This is a genomic window from Kitasatospora sp. NPDC057542 (assembly GCF_042801945.1).
Classification (GTDB): Bacteria; Actinomycetota; Actinomycetes; order Streptomycetales; family Streptomycetaceae; genus Kitasatospora.
Map to the genome: position 1 here is coordinate 1 of NZ_JBHVFE010000205.1, position 14,970 is coordinate 14,970.

General features: G+C 72.8%; 14 protein-coding genes and 1 pseudogene. 4 read left to right on the forward strand and 11 right to left on the reverse strand.

The genetic code is table 11. From position 1 onward, the window contains the following. Positions 1 to 30 precede the first annotated feature (30 nt). Positions 31 to 819, reverse strand: a complete 789-nt coding sequence (locus ACFU7Y_RS24215) for an SDR family NAD(P)-dependent oxidoreductase (protein ID WP_224274468.1) — start codon at positions 817 to 819, stop codon at positions 31 to 33. A gap of 109 nt (positions 820 to 928) precedes the next feature. Here ACFU7Y_RS24215 and ACFU7Y_RS24220 point away from each other — a divergent pair. Continuing rightward, positions 929 to 1,636, forward strand: a pseudogene (locus ACFU7Y_RS24220) (NADPH-dependent F420 reductase); the annotation flags it as partial. 1 nt (position 1,637) lies between these two features. On the opposite strand, the gene galK reads toward ACFU7Y_RS24220, so the two are convergent. After that, complete coding sequence (gene galK / locus ACFU7Y_RS24225; RefSeq protein WP_224274471.1) at positions 1,638 to 2,765, reverse strand: galactokinase; 1,128 nt, start codon at positions 2,763 to 2,765, stop codon at positions 1,638 to 1,640. After that, positions 2,762 to 3,868, reverse strand: coding sequence for a galactose-1-phosphate uridylyltransferase (galT, locus tag ACFU7Y_RS24230; protein ID WP_224274473.1), 1,107 nt, complete (start codon positions 3,866 to 3,868; stop codon positions 2,762 to 2,764). The genes galK and galT overlap by 4 nt, the downstream gene beginning before the upstream one ends. A 105-nt stretch (positions 3,869 to 3,973) precedes the next feature. Between galT and ACFU7Y_RS24235 the strand changes: the two genes are divergently transcribed. After that, a complete protein-coding gene (locus tag ACFU7Y_RS24235) occupies positions 3,974 to 4,801 on the forward strand; it encodes a DeoR/GlpR family DNA-binding transcription regulator (protein WP_224274474.1) in 828 nt (275 codons plus the stop codon). Here the strand turns inward: ACFU7Y_RS24235 and ACFU7Y_RS24240 are convergent. The 5 genes from ACFU7Y_RS24240 to ACFU7Y_RS24260 all read right to left on the reverse strand — a co-directional run bounded on the left by ACFU7Y_RS24240 (position 4,798) and on the right by ACFU7Y_RS24260 (position 10,883). Further along, positions 4,798 to 5,883, reverse strand: a complete 1,086-nt coding sequence (locus tag ACFU7Y_RS24240) for a LacI family DNA-binding transcriptional regulator (RefSeq protein ID WP_380769628.1) — start codon at positions 5,881 to 5,883, stop codon at positions 4,798 to 4,800. The two genes, ACFU7Y_RS24235 and ACFU7Y_RS24240, sit on opposite strands and share 4 nt — an antisense overlap. Before the next feature lie 65 nt (positions 5,884 to 5,948). After that, positions 5,949 to 7,712: a glycoside hydrolase family 36 protein gene (locus ACFU7Y_RS24245; protein ID WP_380769629.1), complete on the reverse strand. Its 1,764-nt coding sequence runs from the start codon at positions 7,710 to 7,712 to the stop codon at positions 5,949 to 5,951. Between the two features lie 2 nt (positions 7,713 to 7,714). Next, positions 7,715 to 8,623 (reverse strand): carbohydrate ABC transporter permease, encoded by a 909-nt coding sequence (locus tag ACFU7Y_RS24250; RefSeq protein ID WP_224274480.1) that lies wholly within the window; start codon positions 8,621 to 8,623, stop codon positions 7,715 to 7,717. Beyond that, a complete protein-coding gene (locus tag ACFU7Y_RS24255; protein ID WP_224274487.1) occupies positions 8,620 to 9,540 on the reverse strand; it encodes a carbohydrate ABC transporter permease in 921 nt (306 codons plus the stop codon). Before ACFU7Y_RS24255 ends, ACFU7Y_RS24250 begins: the two co-directional genes overlap by 4 nt. After that, positions 9,537 to 10,883 (reverse strand): sugar ABC transporter substrate-binding protein, encoded by a 1,347-nt coding sequence (locus ACFU7Y_RS24260; RefSeq protein WP_224274489.1) that lies wholly within the window; start codon positions 10,881 to 10,883, stop codon positions 9,537 to 9,539. The genes ACFU7Y_RS24255 and ACFU7Y_RS24260 overlap by 4 nt, the downstream gene beginning before the upstream one ends. 521 nt (positions 10,884 to 11,404) lie before the next feature. On the opposite strand from ACFU7Y_RS24260, the gene ACFU7Y_RS24265 reads away from it, so the two are divergent. Continuing rightward, positions 11,405 to 11,980, forward strand: coding sequence for a hypothetical protein (locus ACFU7Y_RS24265; protein WP_380769630.1), 576 nt, complete (start codon positions 11,405 to 11,407; stop codon positions 11,978 to 11,980). Between the two features lie 116 nt (positions 11,981 to 12,096). Here the strand turns inward: ACFU7Y_RS24265 and ACFU7Y_RS24270 are convergent, their stop codons facing one another. From ACFU7Y_RS24270 to ACFU7Y_RS24280, 3 genes are all read right to left on the reverse strand, one after another. After that, positions 12,097 to 13,335 (reverse strand): radical SAM protein, encoded by a 1,239-nt coding sequence (locus tag ACFU7Y_RS24270; protein ID WP_380769631.1) that lies wholly within the window; start codon positions 13,333 to 13,335, stop codon positions 12,097 to 12,099. Between the two features lie 39 nt (positions 13,336 to 13,374). Beyond that, positions 13,375 to 14,109 (reverse strand): hypothetical protein, encoded by a 735-nt coding sequence (locus ACFU7Y_RS24275; RefSeq protein ID WP_224274495.1) that lies wholly within the window; start codon positions 14,107 to 14,109, stop codon positions 13,375 to 13,377. Positions 14,110 to 14,297: 188 nt separating this feature from the next. Continuing rightward, positions 14,298 to 14,555 (reverse strand): hypothetical protein, encoded by a 258-nt coding sequence (locus tag ACFU7Y_RS24280; RefSeq protein WP_380769632.1) that lies wholly within the window; start codon positions 14,553 to 14,555, stop codon positions 14,298 to 14,300. 137 nt (positions 14,556 to 14,692) lie between these two features. Here ACFU7Y_RS24280 and ACFU7Y_RS24285 point away from each other — a divergent pair, with 137 nt between their 5' ends. Further along, positions 14,693 to 14,914 (forward strand): hypothetical protein, encoded by a 222-nt coding sequence (locus ACFU7Y_RS24285; RefSeq protein WP_224274498.1) that lies wholly within the window; start codon positions 14,693 to 14,695, stop codon positions 14,912 to 14,914. Positions 14,915 to 14,970: the final 56 nt, after the last annotated feature.

Below are 14,970 nucleotides of genomic sequence, written 5' to 3' on the forward strand. Positions count from 1 at the left end.
GCCAGGACCAGGCACGGCGGAGCCGGGCGGTCAGCCGGTGAGGGACGGGAAGGCCGGGACGAGCCCGCCGTCGATCACGATGTCCTGTCCGGTGATGTACGAGGAGCGCTCGGAGAGCAGGAAGGCGACGGCCTGCGCGACGTCCTCGGCGGTGCCGAGCCGGCCGAGCGGGACGTGGCCGCGGATCGGCTCGTGGTCGGCCGGGTCCGGGACGGCCGCGTGGAACATCTCGGTGACGATGTAGCCGGGGCTGACCGAGTTGACCCGGATGCCGCGCCCGGCCAGTTCGCTGCCGAGCGTGCGGGCCAGGCTGAGGACGGCGGCCTTGGTGGCGGCGTAGACGGCGGCGCCGGGCAGACCGCGGTGCGGGGTCCAGGAGGCGTTGAGGACGACCGAGCCGCCGCCGGCGGCGTCCAACAGCGGCAGGGCGTGCTGGACGGTGAAGAACACGCCCTTGAGGTTGGTGGCGACGACCCGGTCGAACTCGGCCTCCGTCACGTCCCCGACCGGCTGGAAGCCGGCCACGCCCGCGTTGGCGAAGACGCCGTCGAGGCGGCCGTACCGCTCCCGTACGGTGTCGGCCAGCCGGGCGAGGTCCGCCGGTACGGAGGCGTCGGCGCGGACGGTGAGCAGCCGGTCGCCGGCGTCGAGCTGTTCCGCGGCGCGGGCGAGGCGGGCGTCGTCGCGGCCGGTGACGACGACCCGGGTACCGGTGCCGAGGAGGTGGCGGGCGGTGGCGAGGCCCATGCCGCTGGTACCGCCGGTGACGAGGACGGTGGAGTCTGCGAGGACGGTGGAGTGGGAGGAAGTGTGGCTCATGGCGTTCACCCTCTCGACGCACGCCGGGGCGGTACCAGACCCGCTTCGACCGTAGGTCCGGGAAAACCACCCTGCCGACCGGGAATCGGGGCGGTCAACGGGTGGTTGGGCCAAGGCGACGGTCCAATACGGCACTCGCGAAGAGGGACTTCACATGAAGATCGGCATCATCGGCGCGGGCAACATCGGCGGCAACCTGACGCGTCGGCTGACGGCGCTGGGGCACGAGGTATCGGTGGCCAACTCCCGTGGCCCGGAGACGCTCAAGGCGCTGGTCGACGAGACCGGGGCGAAGGCGGTGACGGTCGCCGAGGCCGCCCGGGGGGCGCAGGTCGTGGTGGTGACGGTGCCGCTGAAGAACGTGCCGGACCTGCCCGCCGGGCTGCTGGACGGCGCCGCCGAGGGCGTCGCGGTGATCGACACCGGCAACTACTACCCGAAGGAGCGCGACGGCCGGATCGACGCGATCGAGGACGGCGGTCTCACCGAGAGCCGGTGGACGGAGCAGCACCTCGGCCACAGGGTGGTGAAGGTGTTCAACGGCACCTACGCGCAGGACCTGCTGGAGCGCCCGCGCCCGGCGGGCGATCCTGAGCGGATCGCCGTGCCGGTCGCGTCGGACGACGAGGCGGCGAAGCGGGTGGTCCGTGCGCTGGTGGACGAGCTGGGCTTCGACACCGTGGACGCGGGCGGGATCGACGAGTCCTGGCGCCAGCAGCCGGCCACCCCGGTGTACGGGCTGCGTGCCGGCACCGAGGCGGTGACCCGGGCGCTCGCGGAGGCCTCCCCGGAGCGCCCGGCCGCCCACCGGGCCTGAGTCACCGGAGCCGGCGCGCCCCCTCCGCCGGGACGGCGGTGAGGGTGCGCGGCTCGGCGTACCCGGCCGTGCGGAACGCGGCGGTGACCTCGGCGGCGACGTGCTCGGCCGCGTCGGCGTCCACCAGGGCGATGACCGAGCCGCCGAAGCCGCCGCCGGTCATCCGCGCGCCGTGGGCGCCGGCGGCCAGGGCGGCCTCGACGGCGAGGTCGGTCTCCGGGCAGGAGACCCGGTAGTCGTCGCGCAGCGAGGCGTGCCCGGCCGTGAGGATCGGGCCGAGCGCGGCGGGGTCGCCGGCGTCCAGTCGGGCGACGGCGGCCTCCACCCGGGCGTTCTCGGTGACCACGTGCCGCACCAGCGGAACCAGTTCCGAAGGGAGTCGGGCGAGCGCGTCATCCAGCCCGGACGGCTGGAGCGAGCGCAGCGCGGGCAGCCCGAGCAGGGCGGCGGCACGTTCGCAGCCGGCCCGCAGCGCGGCGTAGGCGCCGTCCCCGAGGTCGTGCTTCACCCGGGTGTCCAGGACCAGCAGGGCGAGGCCCGCGCCCGCGAGGTCGACCGGCACCTGACGCATCGACAGGTCCCTGCTGTCCAGGAACAGTGCGGCCCCGGGGTGGCAGCACATCGAGGCCATCTGGTCCATGATCCCGCAGGGCACACCGACGAAGGCGTTCTCGGCCCGCTGCGCCAGCACCGCCAGCTCCGCGGCCGGGAGCCCCAGACCGTACAGGTCGTTGTACGCGGCGGCGACGACGCACTCCAGTGCGGCCGAGGAGGAGAGCCCGGCGCCGCTGGGCACGTCGCTGTCCAGCCGGAGGTCCGCCCCGCCGACCTGGTGCCCGGCCTCGCGCAGCGCCCACGCCACCCCGGCCGGGTAGCCGGCCCAGCCGGGCACGGAGCCCGGGGCGAGGTCCTCGACCCGGAGCGCGACGAGCTCACCGCCCTGGGCGGACCAGAGCCGCAGCAGCCCGTCCGTCCGGCGGGCGGCCTCGGCGCGGACGGTCTGCGGCAGGGCGATCGGGAGGACGAACCCGAGGTTGTAGTCGGTGTGTTCGCCGATCAGGTTCACCCGGCCGGGGGCGGCCCACTCCCCCTCGGACGGCCCGCCGTACAGCTGCGCGAACGTGTTCATGCGGCGACCTCCCGCAGCCGGCGGGCCGCGTCCTCGGGGGTGACGTCGTTGACGAAGGCATCCATGCCGGACTCCACCCCGGCCAGGTACTTGAGCTTGTCGGCGGTGCGGCGGATGGTGAACAGCTCCAGGTGCAGGGCGAGTTCGTCCCGCTGCCCGGCGGGCGCCTGGTGCCAGGCGGAGATGTACGGGGTGCGGCCGGCGCCGAAGAGCCGGTCGAAGCGGCGCAGCAACTCCAGGTAGAGGGAAGGGAATTCGTCCCGCTGCTCGGCGTCCAGGGCGGTCAGGTCGGGCACCCGGCGGTGCGGGTACAGGTGCACCTCGTACGGCCAGCGGGCGGCGAACGGGACGAAGGCGGTCCAGTGCGTCCCGGCGAGGACGACGCGGTCGCCGTGGGCGCGTTCGGCGGCGAGCAGGTCGTCGAAGAGGTTGCGGCCGGTGGTGGCGCGGTGTTCGGCGGCGCGGGCGGCCATCCGGGCGGTGCGCGGGGTGGTGAAGGGCAGGGCGTAGATCTGGCCGTGCGGGTGGGCGAGGGTGACGCCGATCTCGGCGCCGCGGTTCTCGAAGCAGTAGACCTGCCGCACGCCGGGCTGCGCGGTGAGTTCGGCGGTGCGGTCGGTCCAGGCGTCCAGGACCAGCCGGGCGCGTTCGGGGGTGAGGTCGGCGAAGGAGGCCTCGTGGTCGGCGGTGAAGCAGACCACCTCGCAGCGCCCGGCGCCGGGGCCGCTGGTCCACAGGCCCTCGGCCGCCCGGAGGGGCTCGGCGGGCGGGCCGGCCAGTGAGGGGAAGCGGTTCTCGAAGACGGCCACCTGGTAGTCCTCGGCCGGGATCTCACTGAGCCGCCCGTCCCGGGACGGGCAGAGCGGGCACTCCTCGGCCGGCGGCTGGTAGGTGCGCGCCTGGCGGTGGGCTGCGATGGTGACCCAGTCGCCGGTGGCCGGGTCCAGCCGGACCTCGGACCCGGGGGTCTGCGGGTCGAGCGGCCGTTCGTCCACCGCGCACCGGGGGGCGGCGGCACCGCTGTCGTAGTAGATCAGCTGCCGACCGTCCGCGAGGGTGTTCACGGTCCTGACGGTGGGCTGGGTCAGGGACGTCCCGGGCATGGCCCTTCTTCCTCTGAGTGAAGCCATTGGAATCAACAGAAAGCTACAATCTCAAACATTATCCACCAGGACCACTCACGGAAGTGGTCGGAGGAGGGCTTCCCGATGGCTGACAGCGCCCAACCGCTCGCCGGACAGCGTCGTGTGCTGATCCTGGAGCAGATCCGCGCGCGCGGTGGGGTCCGGGTCACCGAACTGGTCCGCGACCTCGGGGTCTCCGACATGACGGTCCGGCGCGACCTGGACGCACTGGCCCGCCGCGGCCTGGTGCACAAGGTGCACGGCGGCGCGGTACGGGTCGACGCTCCCGCCACCGGCGAGCCCGGGTTCGAGACCAAGGCGAACTGGGAGCTGCCCGCCAAGGACGCGATCGCCCTGGCCGCCGCCGCGCTCGTGCCGCCGGGTTCGGCGGTCGGGCTGGCCGGCGGGACGACCACCTTCGCGGTGGCCCGGCACCTGCGCGGGGTCGAGGGACTCACCGTGGTGACCAACTCGCTGCGGATCGCCGAGCTGCTGGAACAACCCGCCGAGGACGGCACCCCCGCCACCGCCACGGTGATCCGCACCGGTGGCGTACGGACCCCCTCGGACGCCCTGGTCGGGCCGGTGGCCGACCAGGCGATCCGTTCCCTGCACGTCAACCTGCTGATCCTGGGCTGCCACGGCCTCTCCCCCGAGGCCGGGCTGACCACCCCGAACCTGGCCGAGGCGGAGACCAACCGCACCTTCCTCCGCTCGGCCCACCGGGTGGTCGTGGTGGCCGACCACACCAAGTGGAACGCGGTCGGCCTGGCCTCCTTCGCCGACCTGGACCAGCTGGACATCCTGGTCACCGACGACGCCCTGCCCGCCGAGCAGCGGGCGGCCGCCGCGCGGCTGGTCGGCGAGCTGATCGTGGCACCGACGACGGACCCCGCGAACCGGCCCGGCTAACCGAACCAGCCCGACCAGCCGGATCGCTGCGCCCCGCCGGACCGGCCCGAACTCCCCCGCACCACCAGCTCGGTGGGCAGCTCCAGCCCCTGCGCCGGCGTCGCCTCCCCGCGCACCTGGTCCAGCAGCCGGCCGACCAGCGCCGCGGCGATCGTCCGCAGCGGCAGCCGGACCGAGGTCAGCGCGGGGTGGAGGTGGCGGCAGAGCGGCGTGTCGTGGAACCCGGTGACGGCCACCCCGCCCGGCCCGACCACCAGCCCCTCCGCCCGGACGGCCTCGGACAGGTCCAACGCCAGCAGGTCGCTGCCGGCCGCGAAGGCGGTCGGCCGGTCGGGCCCGCGCAGCAGCGCCCTCACGGACGCCACCACGGAGCCCGCCGCGGCCGTCTCCGCACCGCCCGTCGCCACCGCGGACAGGCCCAGGCGCCGCGCCTCGGTCAGGAACCCGGCCCGCCGCGCCGCCATCCAGGGCAGCTCCTCGGCGGCCCCGAGGTAGCCGATCCGGCGGTGGCCGAGTGCCGCGAGGTGCCTCACCACCTCGGCCATCGCCGCCTCGTTGCCGATGTCCACCCAGTGCTGCGGCACTCTCGGCCCGGTCCGCCCGAAGCTGACGAACGGGACGCCGAGCCGGGCCACATGGGCGATCCGGACGTCCTCGTGCAGCACGTCCGCCAGCACCAGCCCGTCCACCTGACGGGCCGCCACCAGTTCGTCGATCGCGGCCACCGGGTCGGCCGTGCCCTGCCCCGGCCGGAACAGCAGCACCCGCTGCCCGGCCGCCCCGGCCGCGTCGACCAGGGCCTCCAGGAAGCCGGCCATCAGCGGGTTGGGGTCGAGCGGGTCGTCCACCGGGGCGAGGTAGCCGATGGTGCGCCGGGCGCCGCTGCGCAGCGAGCGGGCCGACTGGTCGGGCTGGTAGCCGAGTTCGCGGATCGCCGCGTTCACCCGCTCCAGCGTCTCCGGGCGCACCCGCTGCGGTGCGTTGAGCGCGTTGGAGACGGTCTGCCGGGAGACCCCGGCCGCCCGGGCGACCTCCTCGATCGTGGTGGCGCCGCGGCGCGGCCGGCGCGGTCCCTCGGGCATGCGGTTCTCCAGGGGTGGTCGGGGCTCAGGACGGGTGCCGGCGCCGGTCCGGCGCCCCGAGCGGGTCAGGCTCGGCGCAGGGTCAGCAGCCCGCCGCGCGGCACGGCGATCGTGTCCGCCCGGTCCAGCTCGACCTCGACCTGCCGGACGATACGCCCCCGGGCGTCCTGCACGGTCACCGCCGCCTGTCCGCGGCCGCCGGTGAGCCGGACGTCCGGGTCGGCGTCGGCGTTGGCCACCAGCAGGGTGCGCCAGTCGTCGCCGGAGGCGTCGACCGGCAGCGCGGCGTAGCGGGCGACGGCCACGGTGCCGGTGCCGCGCGCGGTGACCATCGGGTAGCCGAGGTCCGGGCGGGCCGGGAGCAGTTCGCCGAGCTGGAGGGTGGCGGTGTGCTCACGGAAGACGCCGAGCCAGAAGGCGATGGCCTCGCGCTGGGCCTCGGTCTGGGTGGCGAGGTCGACGGAGACCTGCGGCACCGAGAACAGCACGTTGATCAGGTGGCAGGCGACCTGCTCGGCCGGCTCGCCCTGGTGCCACATCAGCATGTCGGCATGGACCGGGACGGGCCCGGCGGCCAGCCGCACGTCGATGGTCCGCTGCCGGTTCTCCTGCGGGCTGAGCGGGCAGTCGGTGGCGCGGATCATGGTGGCGTACGGCCACAGGCCGGGGCTGACGTACGGCTGGCGGTGCTCGATCATCGCCTCCGGGTCGGCGGCGGTGATCCGGCGGCGGATCTCGGCGAGCAGCCGCTCCACGCCCTCGTCCACGCCCTCGCAGTCCGCGCCGGGGCCGGCCGGCGGGGCGTCGACGCGGGCGAACCAGTCGACGAAGTCCACCTTGAGGCCGTCCATTCCCCACTCCTCGACGGCCCGGGCGAGCCGGTCGGTGAGGAAGGCCCGGACCTCGGGCTGGCGCGGGTCGGCGACGATCGCGCCCATGTGGGCGGCGTCGGCCAGCACGTGGTGGCCGATCTGCCGGTACGCGGCGCTGTCCTTGCCGATGAACGGCAGCGCGTACCAGAGCATGTAGCGCACACCCAGGTCGTGCACCCGCTGGACGTGGGCGGCGGTGTCGGGCAGCGAGACCGGCTCCCAGTCGCCGCAGTGGGCGTAGCCGCGGGTGCGGTCGGCCGTCATCCAGCCGTCGTCCACGATGATGACGTCCAGGCCCAGCTCCTTGCCGAGCGCGGCCTGGGTCTCGACGCCCTTGGGCGTGATGTCCTGGTGCATCGAGTACCAGGTGGAGTAGGCGGGGCGGCGGGCGGCCTCCGGGATGTCGGCCGTGCGGCCCTCGCCCCACCAGGCGGCGAGGTCGGCCAGGGCGCGGCCGAAGTGCCGGCGGGAGGTGTCAATCCGGACGGTGAGCCGGTCGGTGGCCTGGGCCCAGAACCGGAACTCGCCGGTCTCCTCGACCACCCCGGCCCCGGCCAGCACGTCCGGGCGCCCGGCGGCGAAGGCGCACAGGGCGACATCCCCGGTGCCGACCAGCGCCGCGATCGGCGCGCCGTTGGCCAGCGAGGTGCGGCGCGGGGCGCTCCAGGCGGCGGGCAGCCAGCCGGTGCCGCGCGGTTCAGGGGTCCACAGGGCGGTGGCGTCGACGCAGGGCACCCGCCATTCGATCCGCACCTCGCCCGCGCCCTCGGCGGTCACCTCCACGACCCCGTCGGCGATGCCCTGGGCCGTGCCCGTCCCGCTCACCCGCAGGTCCAGGCCCTCGGCGTACAGCGGGCGCAGGCCGCCGGCGGCGGTGGGGGCGTGCGGCTCCCAGACCTCGGCCGTGCTCGTGCCGGTCGTGGCGGTGCTCGTCGTGCCGCTCGTGCTCTCGGTCATGCTCAGCCCTTCGTGGCGCCGGCCAGCAGGCCGGAGATGAACTGCCGCTGGAGGACCAGGAAGAGGACCATCATCGGCAGGGTGGACAGCGCGGTGCCGGAGAGGATCGCGCCGTAGTCGGTGTTGGACTTGTTGCCGTGCAGCGTCGCCAGGGCGACCGGCAGGGTGTGCATCTCGGGGCTGCGCAGGGCGATCAGCGGCCAGACGAACTGGTTCCAGGAGCCCAGGAAGAGGAAGATCGACAGCGCCGCCAGCACCGGCCGCATGACCGGCACCACCACGCTGAACAGCACCCGCAGTTCGCCCGCGCCGTCGACCCGGGCGGCGTCCAGGAGTTCGTCCGGCAGGCTGCTCAGCGACTGCCGCATCAGGAAGATGGCGAAGGGCACGCACAGGCCGGGCAGGATCAGCGCCTGGTAGGTGTCCAGCAGGCCGAATTCCATCATCATCTTGAACAGCGGCACCAGCACGACCTGTTCGGGCACCACGAGGGTGGAGAGCAGCAGGGCGAAGAGCAGGGTGCGGCCGCGGAAGCGGAACTTGGCGAAGGCGTAGCCCGCGAGCAGCGCCACGACGAGGGCACCCAGCGTCTGGACTCCGGCCACCAGCAGGGAGTTTCCGAGCACCCGGAGCAGACCGATCTTCTGCTCCAGATGGCTCAGGTTCTCGCCGAGGGCCCCGCCGGGCAGCAGCTTCGGCGGCCAGTCGAACACCTCGGTGTCCTTGCGGGTGGAGGAGACCACGAGCCAGTAGAAGGGGGCGATCGACAGCCCGGTGATGCCGGCGAGGAAGAAGGTCAGCGGCCAGCCGCGCAGCTTCTTGAGGGTCGCGTTCTTCTTGCGGGGCGCGCTGTTCCTGGCGGGCGCGCCCTGGGAGGTCACGGTCTCGGAGGTCACGGTCTTGGAGGTCACTTCTCGCGCTCTCCCATCAGGCGCATCTGGGCGGCGCCGAGCACCGACACGAGCAGGGTGAGCGCGTAGGCGATGGCGGAGGCGTAGCCGAAGTCGAAGTACCGGAAACCGTTCTGGTACAGGTACATGGAGACGGTCAGGGTGGCGTTGTCCGGCCCGCCGCCGGTCAGCACGTACGGCTCGTCGAAGAGCTGGAGCGTGCCGATGGTCGAGAGCACGACCGTGAACAGCAGCACCGGGCGCAGCGCGGGGACGGTGATGGAGGTGAAGCGGCGGATCGGTCCGGCGCCGTCGACCATCGCGGCCTCGTACAACTCCCTCGGGATGGACTGGAGTCCGGCGAGGTAGATGACGGCGTTGTAGCCGGTGTAGTGCCAGGTGAGCACCAGGACGACGGCCATCCGGGCCCAGACGGGCTGGCCCAGCCAGTCGACGGAGGGCAGGCCGACGGCGTTCAGCAGCCAGTTGACCGCGCCGTCGTCGCCCTTGAGCAGGTAGGCGAACATCACGCCGGTGGCGACGAGGCCGGTGACCGAGGGCATGAAGACGCCGAGCCGCCACACCGTACGCCAGCGCACCAGCGCGGAGTTGATGCCGACGGCCATCAGCAGGGCCAGTCCGAGCATCAGCGGGACCTGCACGATGAGGATCTCACCGGTGTTGCGCAGGGCCGTCCAGAACAGCGGATCGTCCAGCAGGCGCCGGTAGTTGGCGATACCGGCGTTGTGGGTCGCAGAGCCGGAGCCGGTGGTGAAGGACAGCAGCAGCGAGTCGATGACCGGGTAGGCCTTGAACACGCCGAAGGTGATCAGGGCGGGGGCGAGCAGCAGGTACGGCACGGCGGCGCGGCGCCGGCGGGCCCGGCGGAGCCCTGCGGATGCTCTCGTGGAGGCGGCGGGCGGGCTGGCGGCACTCATGCGATCCCGCGCCCGGTCTGCTGGGCGAGCTGCTTGGCGGCGTCCTGGAGGACCGCGGCCGGGTCGGCGCCCTTGAGGAGGACCTTCACCTGGGCGTCGCTGACGAGCTTGAGGGCGCGGGCGTAGTCGCCGGAGTAGTTGGTGGGGTCGCCGCCGTCGGTGGCGAGGTCGGCGAAGGTCTTGAGCACCGGCTGGCCGCCGTAGTAGGCGCTCGGCGCGGCGTACAGCGGGTCGGTGTAGGCCTCGGTGAGGGCCGGGAAGACGCCGCCCGCGTTGAACATGGCGTTCACCGAGGCGGGGCGGGTGACGGCGTACTCGACGAACTTCCAGGCGGCGCGGCGGCGCGGGCTGGAGGAGGCGACGGCCAGGTGGGTGGAGTTGACCAGGGCGGTGCGCTTGCCGCCGGGGGTGACCGCCGGGGGCTTGGTGAGCCGCCAGTTGCCGCTCTGGTCGGGGAACTTCTTCTCCAGGTAGTGCGCGACCCAGGCGGGCATCGCGGCCACCGCGAGCTTGCCGGTCTTCATCACGGGCGGCCAGCTCTGGACACCGGGGGTGTCGCCGATCAGCCCGGCCTCGTCCAGCCGCTTGACGATGGTCAGGGCGCGGACGGCCGCCTCCGAGCCGACGGTGATCTTGCCCTGGAGGTCGAAGTAGAAGGCGCCCTGGAGCTGCATCAGGGACTGGAGGAAGTCCAGGTCGGGGGTGGGGTTGGCGGCCCGGTTGAGACCGATCAGGGCGATGCCGGGGTTGGCGGCCTTGAAGCGGTCGGCGACGGCCAGCAGGTCGTCCCAGGTGGCGAGGGACTCGGGGTCGATGCCCGCCTTGTCGAAGTAGTCCTTGCGGTAGAAGAAGCCGAGCGGGTTGACCTCCCAGGGCAGTGCGTAGGCGTGGCCGTCCTTGCCGGAGACGACCGGCCACAGCCCCTTGGCGAACTTGTCCTTGTGCGCGTCGGCACCGAACGAGGAGAGGTCGGCCAGGCCACCGGGGAACTTCTCCATGTAGCCGGGCAGGTAGTCACAGCCGATGTGCAGCACGTCGCCGAGGCCCTGGCCGCCGGCCGCCATGCCGACGGTGATCTTGTCCCAGATGGCGGGCTCGCCGATGTCCTGGACGTCGACCTTGATCCCCGGGTTGTCCTTCTCGAAGGCCGGGACGATCCCGCGCAGGGCGTCGGCGGCGGTGGCCCAGGACCAGACGGTGATCGTGCCGGTGTCGGCGTCCCCACCGGAGGCGCCTCCCGAGCCGGAGCCGCCGCCGCAGGCCGCGAGGGTGCCGCCGGCGGCGACGGCCAGCAGGCCGGCTCCGGATGCGCGGAGAAGGTCGCGACGGGAAAGGTGTGACATTGCATTCCTCTCGGTGGGGTGGCGCCGGAAGGCTGTGATGCGAAGGGGGTGGGGTTGGTGTGGCGGGTGCGGCTGGGGTGGCCCGACACGGTTTGAACGTTCAAACACACAAAACAAACCAGAACCAAACAGGTTCCAACGAGCGGACACAGCAAACGCCCGCCCTCCCCGTGCCGTCAAGCCCCGGGCACGGGAAGGGCGGGCTCCGCAACCGTTCCGTTATCAGCCAGGGGATCGACCTCGTCAGCCGGCCCGGCGCCGGGCCGGTCGGCAGGCCGTCCCGGCGGCCCGCCCTCGCACTCTCCGCAGGGACGGACAGTGACCGGTGGATCCCGGAACGGTTTCCGGCCAGGTTTGTCATGTATCTTTCCGGCGCCGACCGACCCGCCGTTTGTCCGACTAGGGTCGGTCCAGCTCCGCAGCACGGCGCCGCACGGCCCTCGCGCGGCGCTTCGCGGACCCGTCGATTGGACCGGTGAGAAGTGAACATCAAGTATCGCCACGTGCTCGGTCGTTCATGGATGGCGGCAGTCCGGGGCCGGCTCGCCGCCGCGGCGGGGGTGGTCACCCTGCTGGTGGCCGTCCTCACCGGCGCAGCCGCCGGCACGGCCGGTGCGGCACCGGTGGCGGCACCGGTCGCCGCCGTCCAGGCGTCGCCCGGGTGGGTCTGTCCCGGTACGCCCATACCTGCCGGCTACGTGATCACCCAGCGTCAGCCGAGCGGGTGCAACAACGCCGGTGCCTGGTACATCCAGCCCGTGCAGAACGGCATCTGGACCTGCGCCACCTCGCCGATTCCCCCCGGCTACGTGATCACCCTCCACAACGCCACCGGCTGCAGCGGCATCGACTACTGGTTCCTGGAGCTGGCCCGCGACGGCCAGTACACCTGTGCCGGTTCGCCGATCCCGCCCGGCTACGTGCTCACCGGCCACATGAACTCCGGCTGCGGCAACATCGGCTCGTGGTACCAGCAACTGGCCCGCGTCGGCGAGTACATGTGCCCCTACCAGCCCGTCCCGGCCGGCTTCCGCGCCGGCACCTACAACGCGAGCATGTGCAGCGGCCTCGGGGGCTGGTACCTGCTCGCCGCCTGATCCGATCGCCGCCGGCAGGCACCGCACAGCACGTGGTGCCTGCCGGCGGCGCACCCGTTCCGGGAGCGCGCTGTCGCGCGTCACGGCCCCCATCGAAGGAGGGCGAAGGAGCGGGTTCAGTCCTCCGTCGGCAGCACGGCCCCGTCGGCACGGGGGAAGACCGTCCCCGGGGTGACCGGAATCCCGCGGGACATCGCCTCGAAGTCCAGGATCGGGTGGGTCAGGATCTCCTCGACCTCGTCGGTCAGGAGGTTGCCCAGGATGAACTCCTCCTCCGCGCCCGACCCGAAGGTGACGACCTGCCCGCTCGACTGGATCATCCAGTTCAGCAGCTCCCGTTCGCTGCTCTCCGCGAGGTGGATCTCCCGGCCCGGGTGGTCGCGCCGGATCCCCTCCACGACCGCGCGGACGTCCTCCACCGCCACCCCGAGCCTGCGGACCGTGGCCGGCGACGCCCGGCGGCCCCACCACTGGAAGATCACCCACTGGGCGACCGAGGGGTGGGACATGATCTCGGCGGCGAGCTCGGGCAGCTGGTGGAGGTTCTCGGCGCTCGCCACGGTGTGCACCCGCACCCGGTCGAAGCCCTCGGCGTCGCACAGGGCGAGGGAGTCCAGGAGTGCTCGGAGGAGGTCGGCGTCCGGGCTGCGGCGGAAGGCGCGCTGCACGTCCGCGGTGACGGCGTCCAGCGGCAGCCGCAGCGAGGACAGCCCCCGCAGCCGGGCGAGCTTCTCGGCGGTGAGCGTGTAGCCGGTGGTGTCCAGGCCGACCTTGAGGCCGACCTCGACGGCGTGGTCGACCACGTCGAAGATCGGCGGCCACAGCAGCGGGTCGCCGCCGGCCAGGACCAGGTCGCTGGTGCCGTGCGCGGCCAGCTTCCCGACGATCCGCCGGGCCTGGGCGAGGTCGATCTGCTCCGCGGCGAACGGGTTGTAGCAGCCCTGGCAGGACATCGGGCAACGGTTGTTGATCGACCAGTTGACCCGCCGGACGCGACGGCCCGTACGCGACCGGCCGGCCCGGCTGCGGATCCCGGCCACGAGGTGTGCCAGGCGCCGGGCCTGTGGGAGGGTGGCACCGGTGAGCAGTTCCTCGGCCCGTTCGACGGCGGCCGCGGTGGCGTTGTTCTGGAGCAGCAGGAACGCCAGGCGCCACCGCATGGTCTCGTCCGCCGGGTCCTCGCGCAGGGCCTGTTCGACCCGCTCGGCCAGGGCGGCGAGGTAGACCGGGTTGAAGTTGGCCGGCTCCAGGCGCCGTTGGAAGTCGTCGGCTGTCGATCCGCGCTCCAGGGACCTGTCGTAGCCGGCCCGCAACGGGTGCGGGGGCAGGATCTCCACGTGCTGCCGGGTGGACATGGGATGCTCTCCAGGGTCGGTCAGTTCGGGAGGTGTCGGTCAGTTCGGCGCGGACGGCAGCAGGATGACCATCGAGTCGGCGGACGACAGCCCCATGCCCTCGACGAAGACCGCGTCGCGGACGAGCTGCGCGATGGCGGGATGCGTGGGCGCGTCGAGGTAGCGGGCGGTCGATTCGAGCGGGGTGACGCCGCGTTCGGCGATCAGGCTGCGCAACGCGCGCGGGAGGTTGTCGAGGTCGTCGCGTATCTGCGCCAGGTCGAACCGGTCGGCCAGCCGCATCGCGGCCCTGCGGGCCTTGGCGAGGTTGGTCGTCGGGTCCAGGATCGTCGCCTTCGCCAGGTAGTACGGGACGGGCTGCATCATCCAGGCCAACGCCGTACGCGGGTCGTCCTCGTCGTGGCCGGGGCAGGAGAAGGCGTCCGGCCCGAGCCCGAGGCCGTCGCAGAACCACTCGGGCCGCATGCTGATCCGGTAGTGGGCGTGGCCGGCCCGCCGGAACGCCGGAAGCCTGGCGATGACGGACGTCGTCTCGATCCGGAAGGCGTCGGAGATCCGCCGCATCTTCCGTCCCACCACGGCACGGGTTTGCGGCACGTCCGCGTCCTCGGCCACGACGTGGACCAGGTCGAGGTTGGAGACGATGTCGCCGCTCGACCCCGTGCGATGGTCTCCACGGGCCAACGAGCCGGTCGCCGCCACCGACATGTCGGTCACGTCGGCGAACTCGCGGGCCAGCTCCTGGAACAGCAGGGGGACGTCTTCGGGCCTCACGTGGCTCCTCGGGTGTCGGCGGCGGTGGCGAAGGCGAGGTCCTTTACCTTCTCTTCCAAGTCCTTTTACATCGTGGAGAGTTCGTATTCAGGCGCGCAGCCTAACAGCGGCCCGCCACACGTGGTCGAGTTCGCACCGACTACCCCATGCGTCATGACTGATGGCCGAACAGAAACGCTCTTATCCGGTCACTCGGGAGCCGTGGCCCGACGCAGGTGGATCGGGTGGGGATCGAGCCCGACGAACGCGACCGCCCCCCACCGCGCCGAAGTGGTACAGCCGGTGGGCGAGCTCCCCAACGGCCCAGGGGTCGAACCGGCCGGCGAGCCGACAGCCTGGTCAGCGTCCAGCGGGAGCAGCGCGAGGCCGGCGCGGAGCGCGTCGAGGGCGTCGGAGAGCCCGGCGAAGGTGGTGGGCTTGGTGAAGCCCACCCGATCAGTGCCCACGCCACCTTGCCGATGCCGCCCTCACGCGGGCGACAGCCCCAGCGGGTGGCGACGCACGGGACGAGCTGGAGCCCCCGACCGGCCTCGTCGGTTTCGGCGATGGTGCCGCGCGCCGCGGGGAGGGAGGAGTCCGCGTCGTGCACTTCGAGCCGGAGGGAGTCGGGGAGCAGCTCGAACCGGAGCGGGCGCGCCCGCGGCGGCGCCCGGCAGTGCTTCTGGGGCTCCTGACGATCAGTCACCATCCGGAGCAGGAAACCGGACCGGATGGCTACGGGCTCGTCTTCGACTACCTGCGGTCGTCAGCCCTGAATCCGGCCCAGTCCATCGATATGATCACTGCCATCGCGGCAGGAACGTGAGTGCGAGTTCGTCACCGCGATCAAGGCCGGCGAACTCCCCGACACCTGAACAAACC

What these genes read in the sequence shown, in the direction of transcription:
- ACFU7Y_RS24215 (WP_224274468.1), bottom strand. Translation starts at nt 819, where the DNA reads ATGAGCCACACTTCCTCCCACTCCACCGTCCTCGCAGACTCCACCGTC.
- galK (WP_224274471.1), bottom strand. Translation starts at nt 2,765, where the DNA reads ATGAACACGTTCGCGCAGCTGTACGGCGGGCCGTCCGAGGGGGAGTGG.
- galT (WP_224274473.1), bottom strand. Translation starts at nt 3,868, where the DNA reads ATGCCCGGGACGTCCCTGACCCAGCCCACCGTCAGGACCGTGAACACC.
- ACFU7Y_RS24235 (WP_224274474.1), top strand. Translation starts at nt 3,974, where the DNA reads ATGGCTGACAGCGCCCAACCGCTCGCCGGACAGCGTCGTGTGCTGATC.
- ACFU7Y_RS24240 (WP_380769628.1), bottom strand. Translation starts at nt 5,883, where the DNA reads ATGCCCGAGGGACCGCGCCGGCCGCGCCGCGGCGCCACCACGATCGAG.
- ACFU7Y_RS24245 (WP_380769629.1), bottom strand. Translation starts at nt 7,712, where the DNA reads ATGACCGAGAGCACGAGCGGCACGACGAGCACCGCCACGACCGGCACG.
- ACFU7Y_RS24255 (WP_224274487.1), bottom strand. Translation starts at nt 9,540, where the DNA reads ATGAGTGCCGCCAGCCCGCCCGCCGCCTCCACGAGAGCATCCGCAGGG.
- ACFU7Y_RS24260 (WP_224274489.1), bottom strand. Translation starts at nt 10,883, where the DNA reads ATGTCACACCTTTCCCGTCGCGACCTTCTCCGCGCATCCGGAGCCGGC.
- ACFU7Y_RS24265 (WP_380769630.1), top strand. Translation starts at nt 11,405, where the DNA reads ATGGCGGCAGTCCGGGGCCGGCTCGCCGCCGCGGCGGGGGTGGTCACC.
- ACFU7Y_RS24270 (WP_380769631.1), bottom strand. Translation starts at nt 13,335, where the DNA reads ATGTCCACCCGGCAGCACGTGGAGATCCTGCCCCCGCACCCGTTGCGG.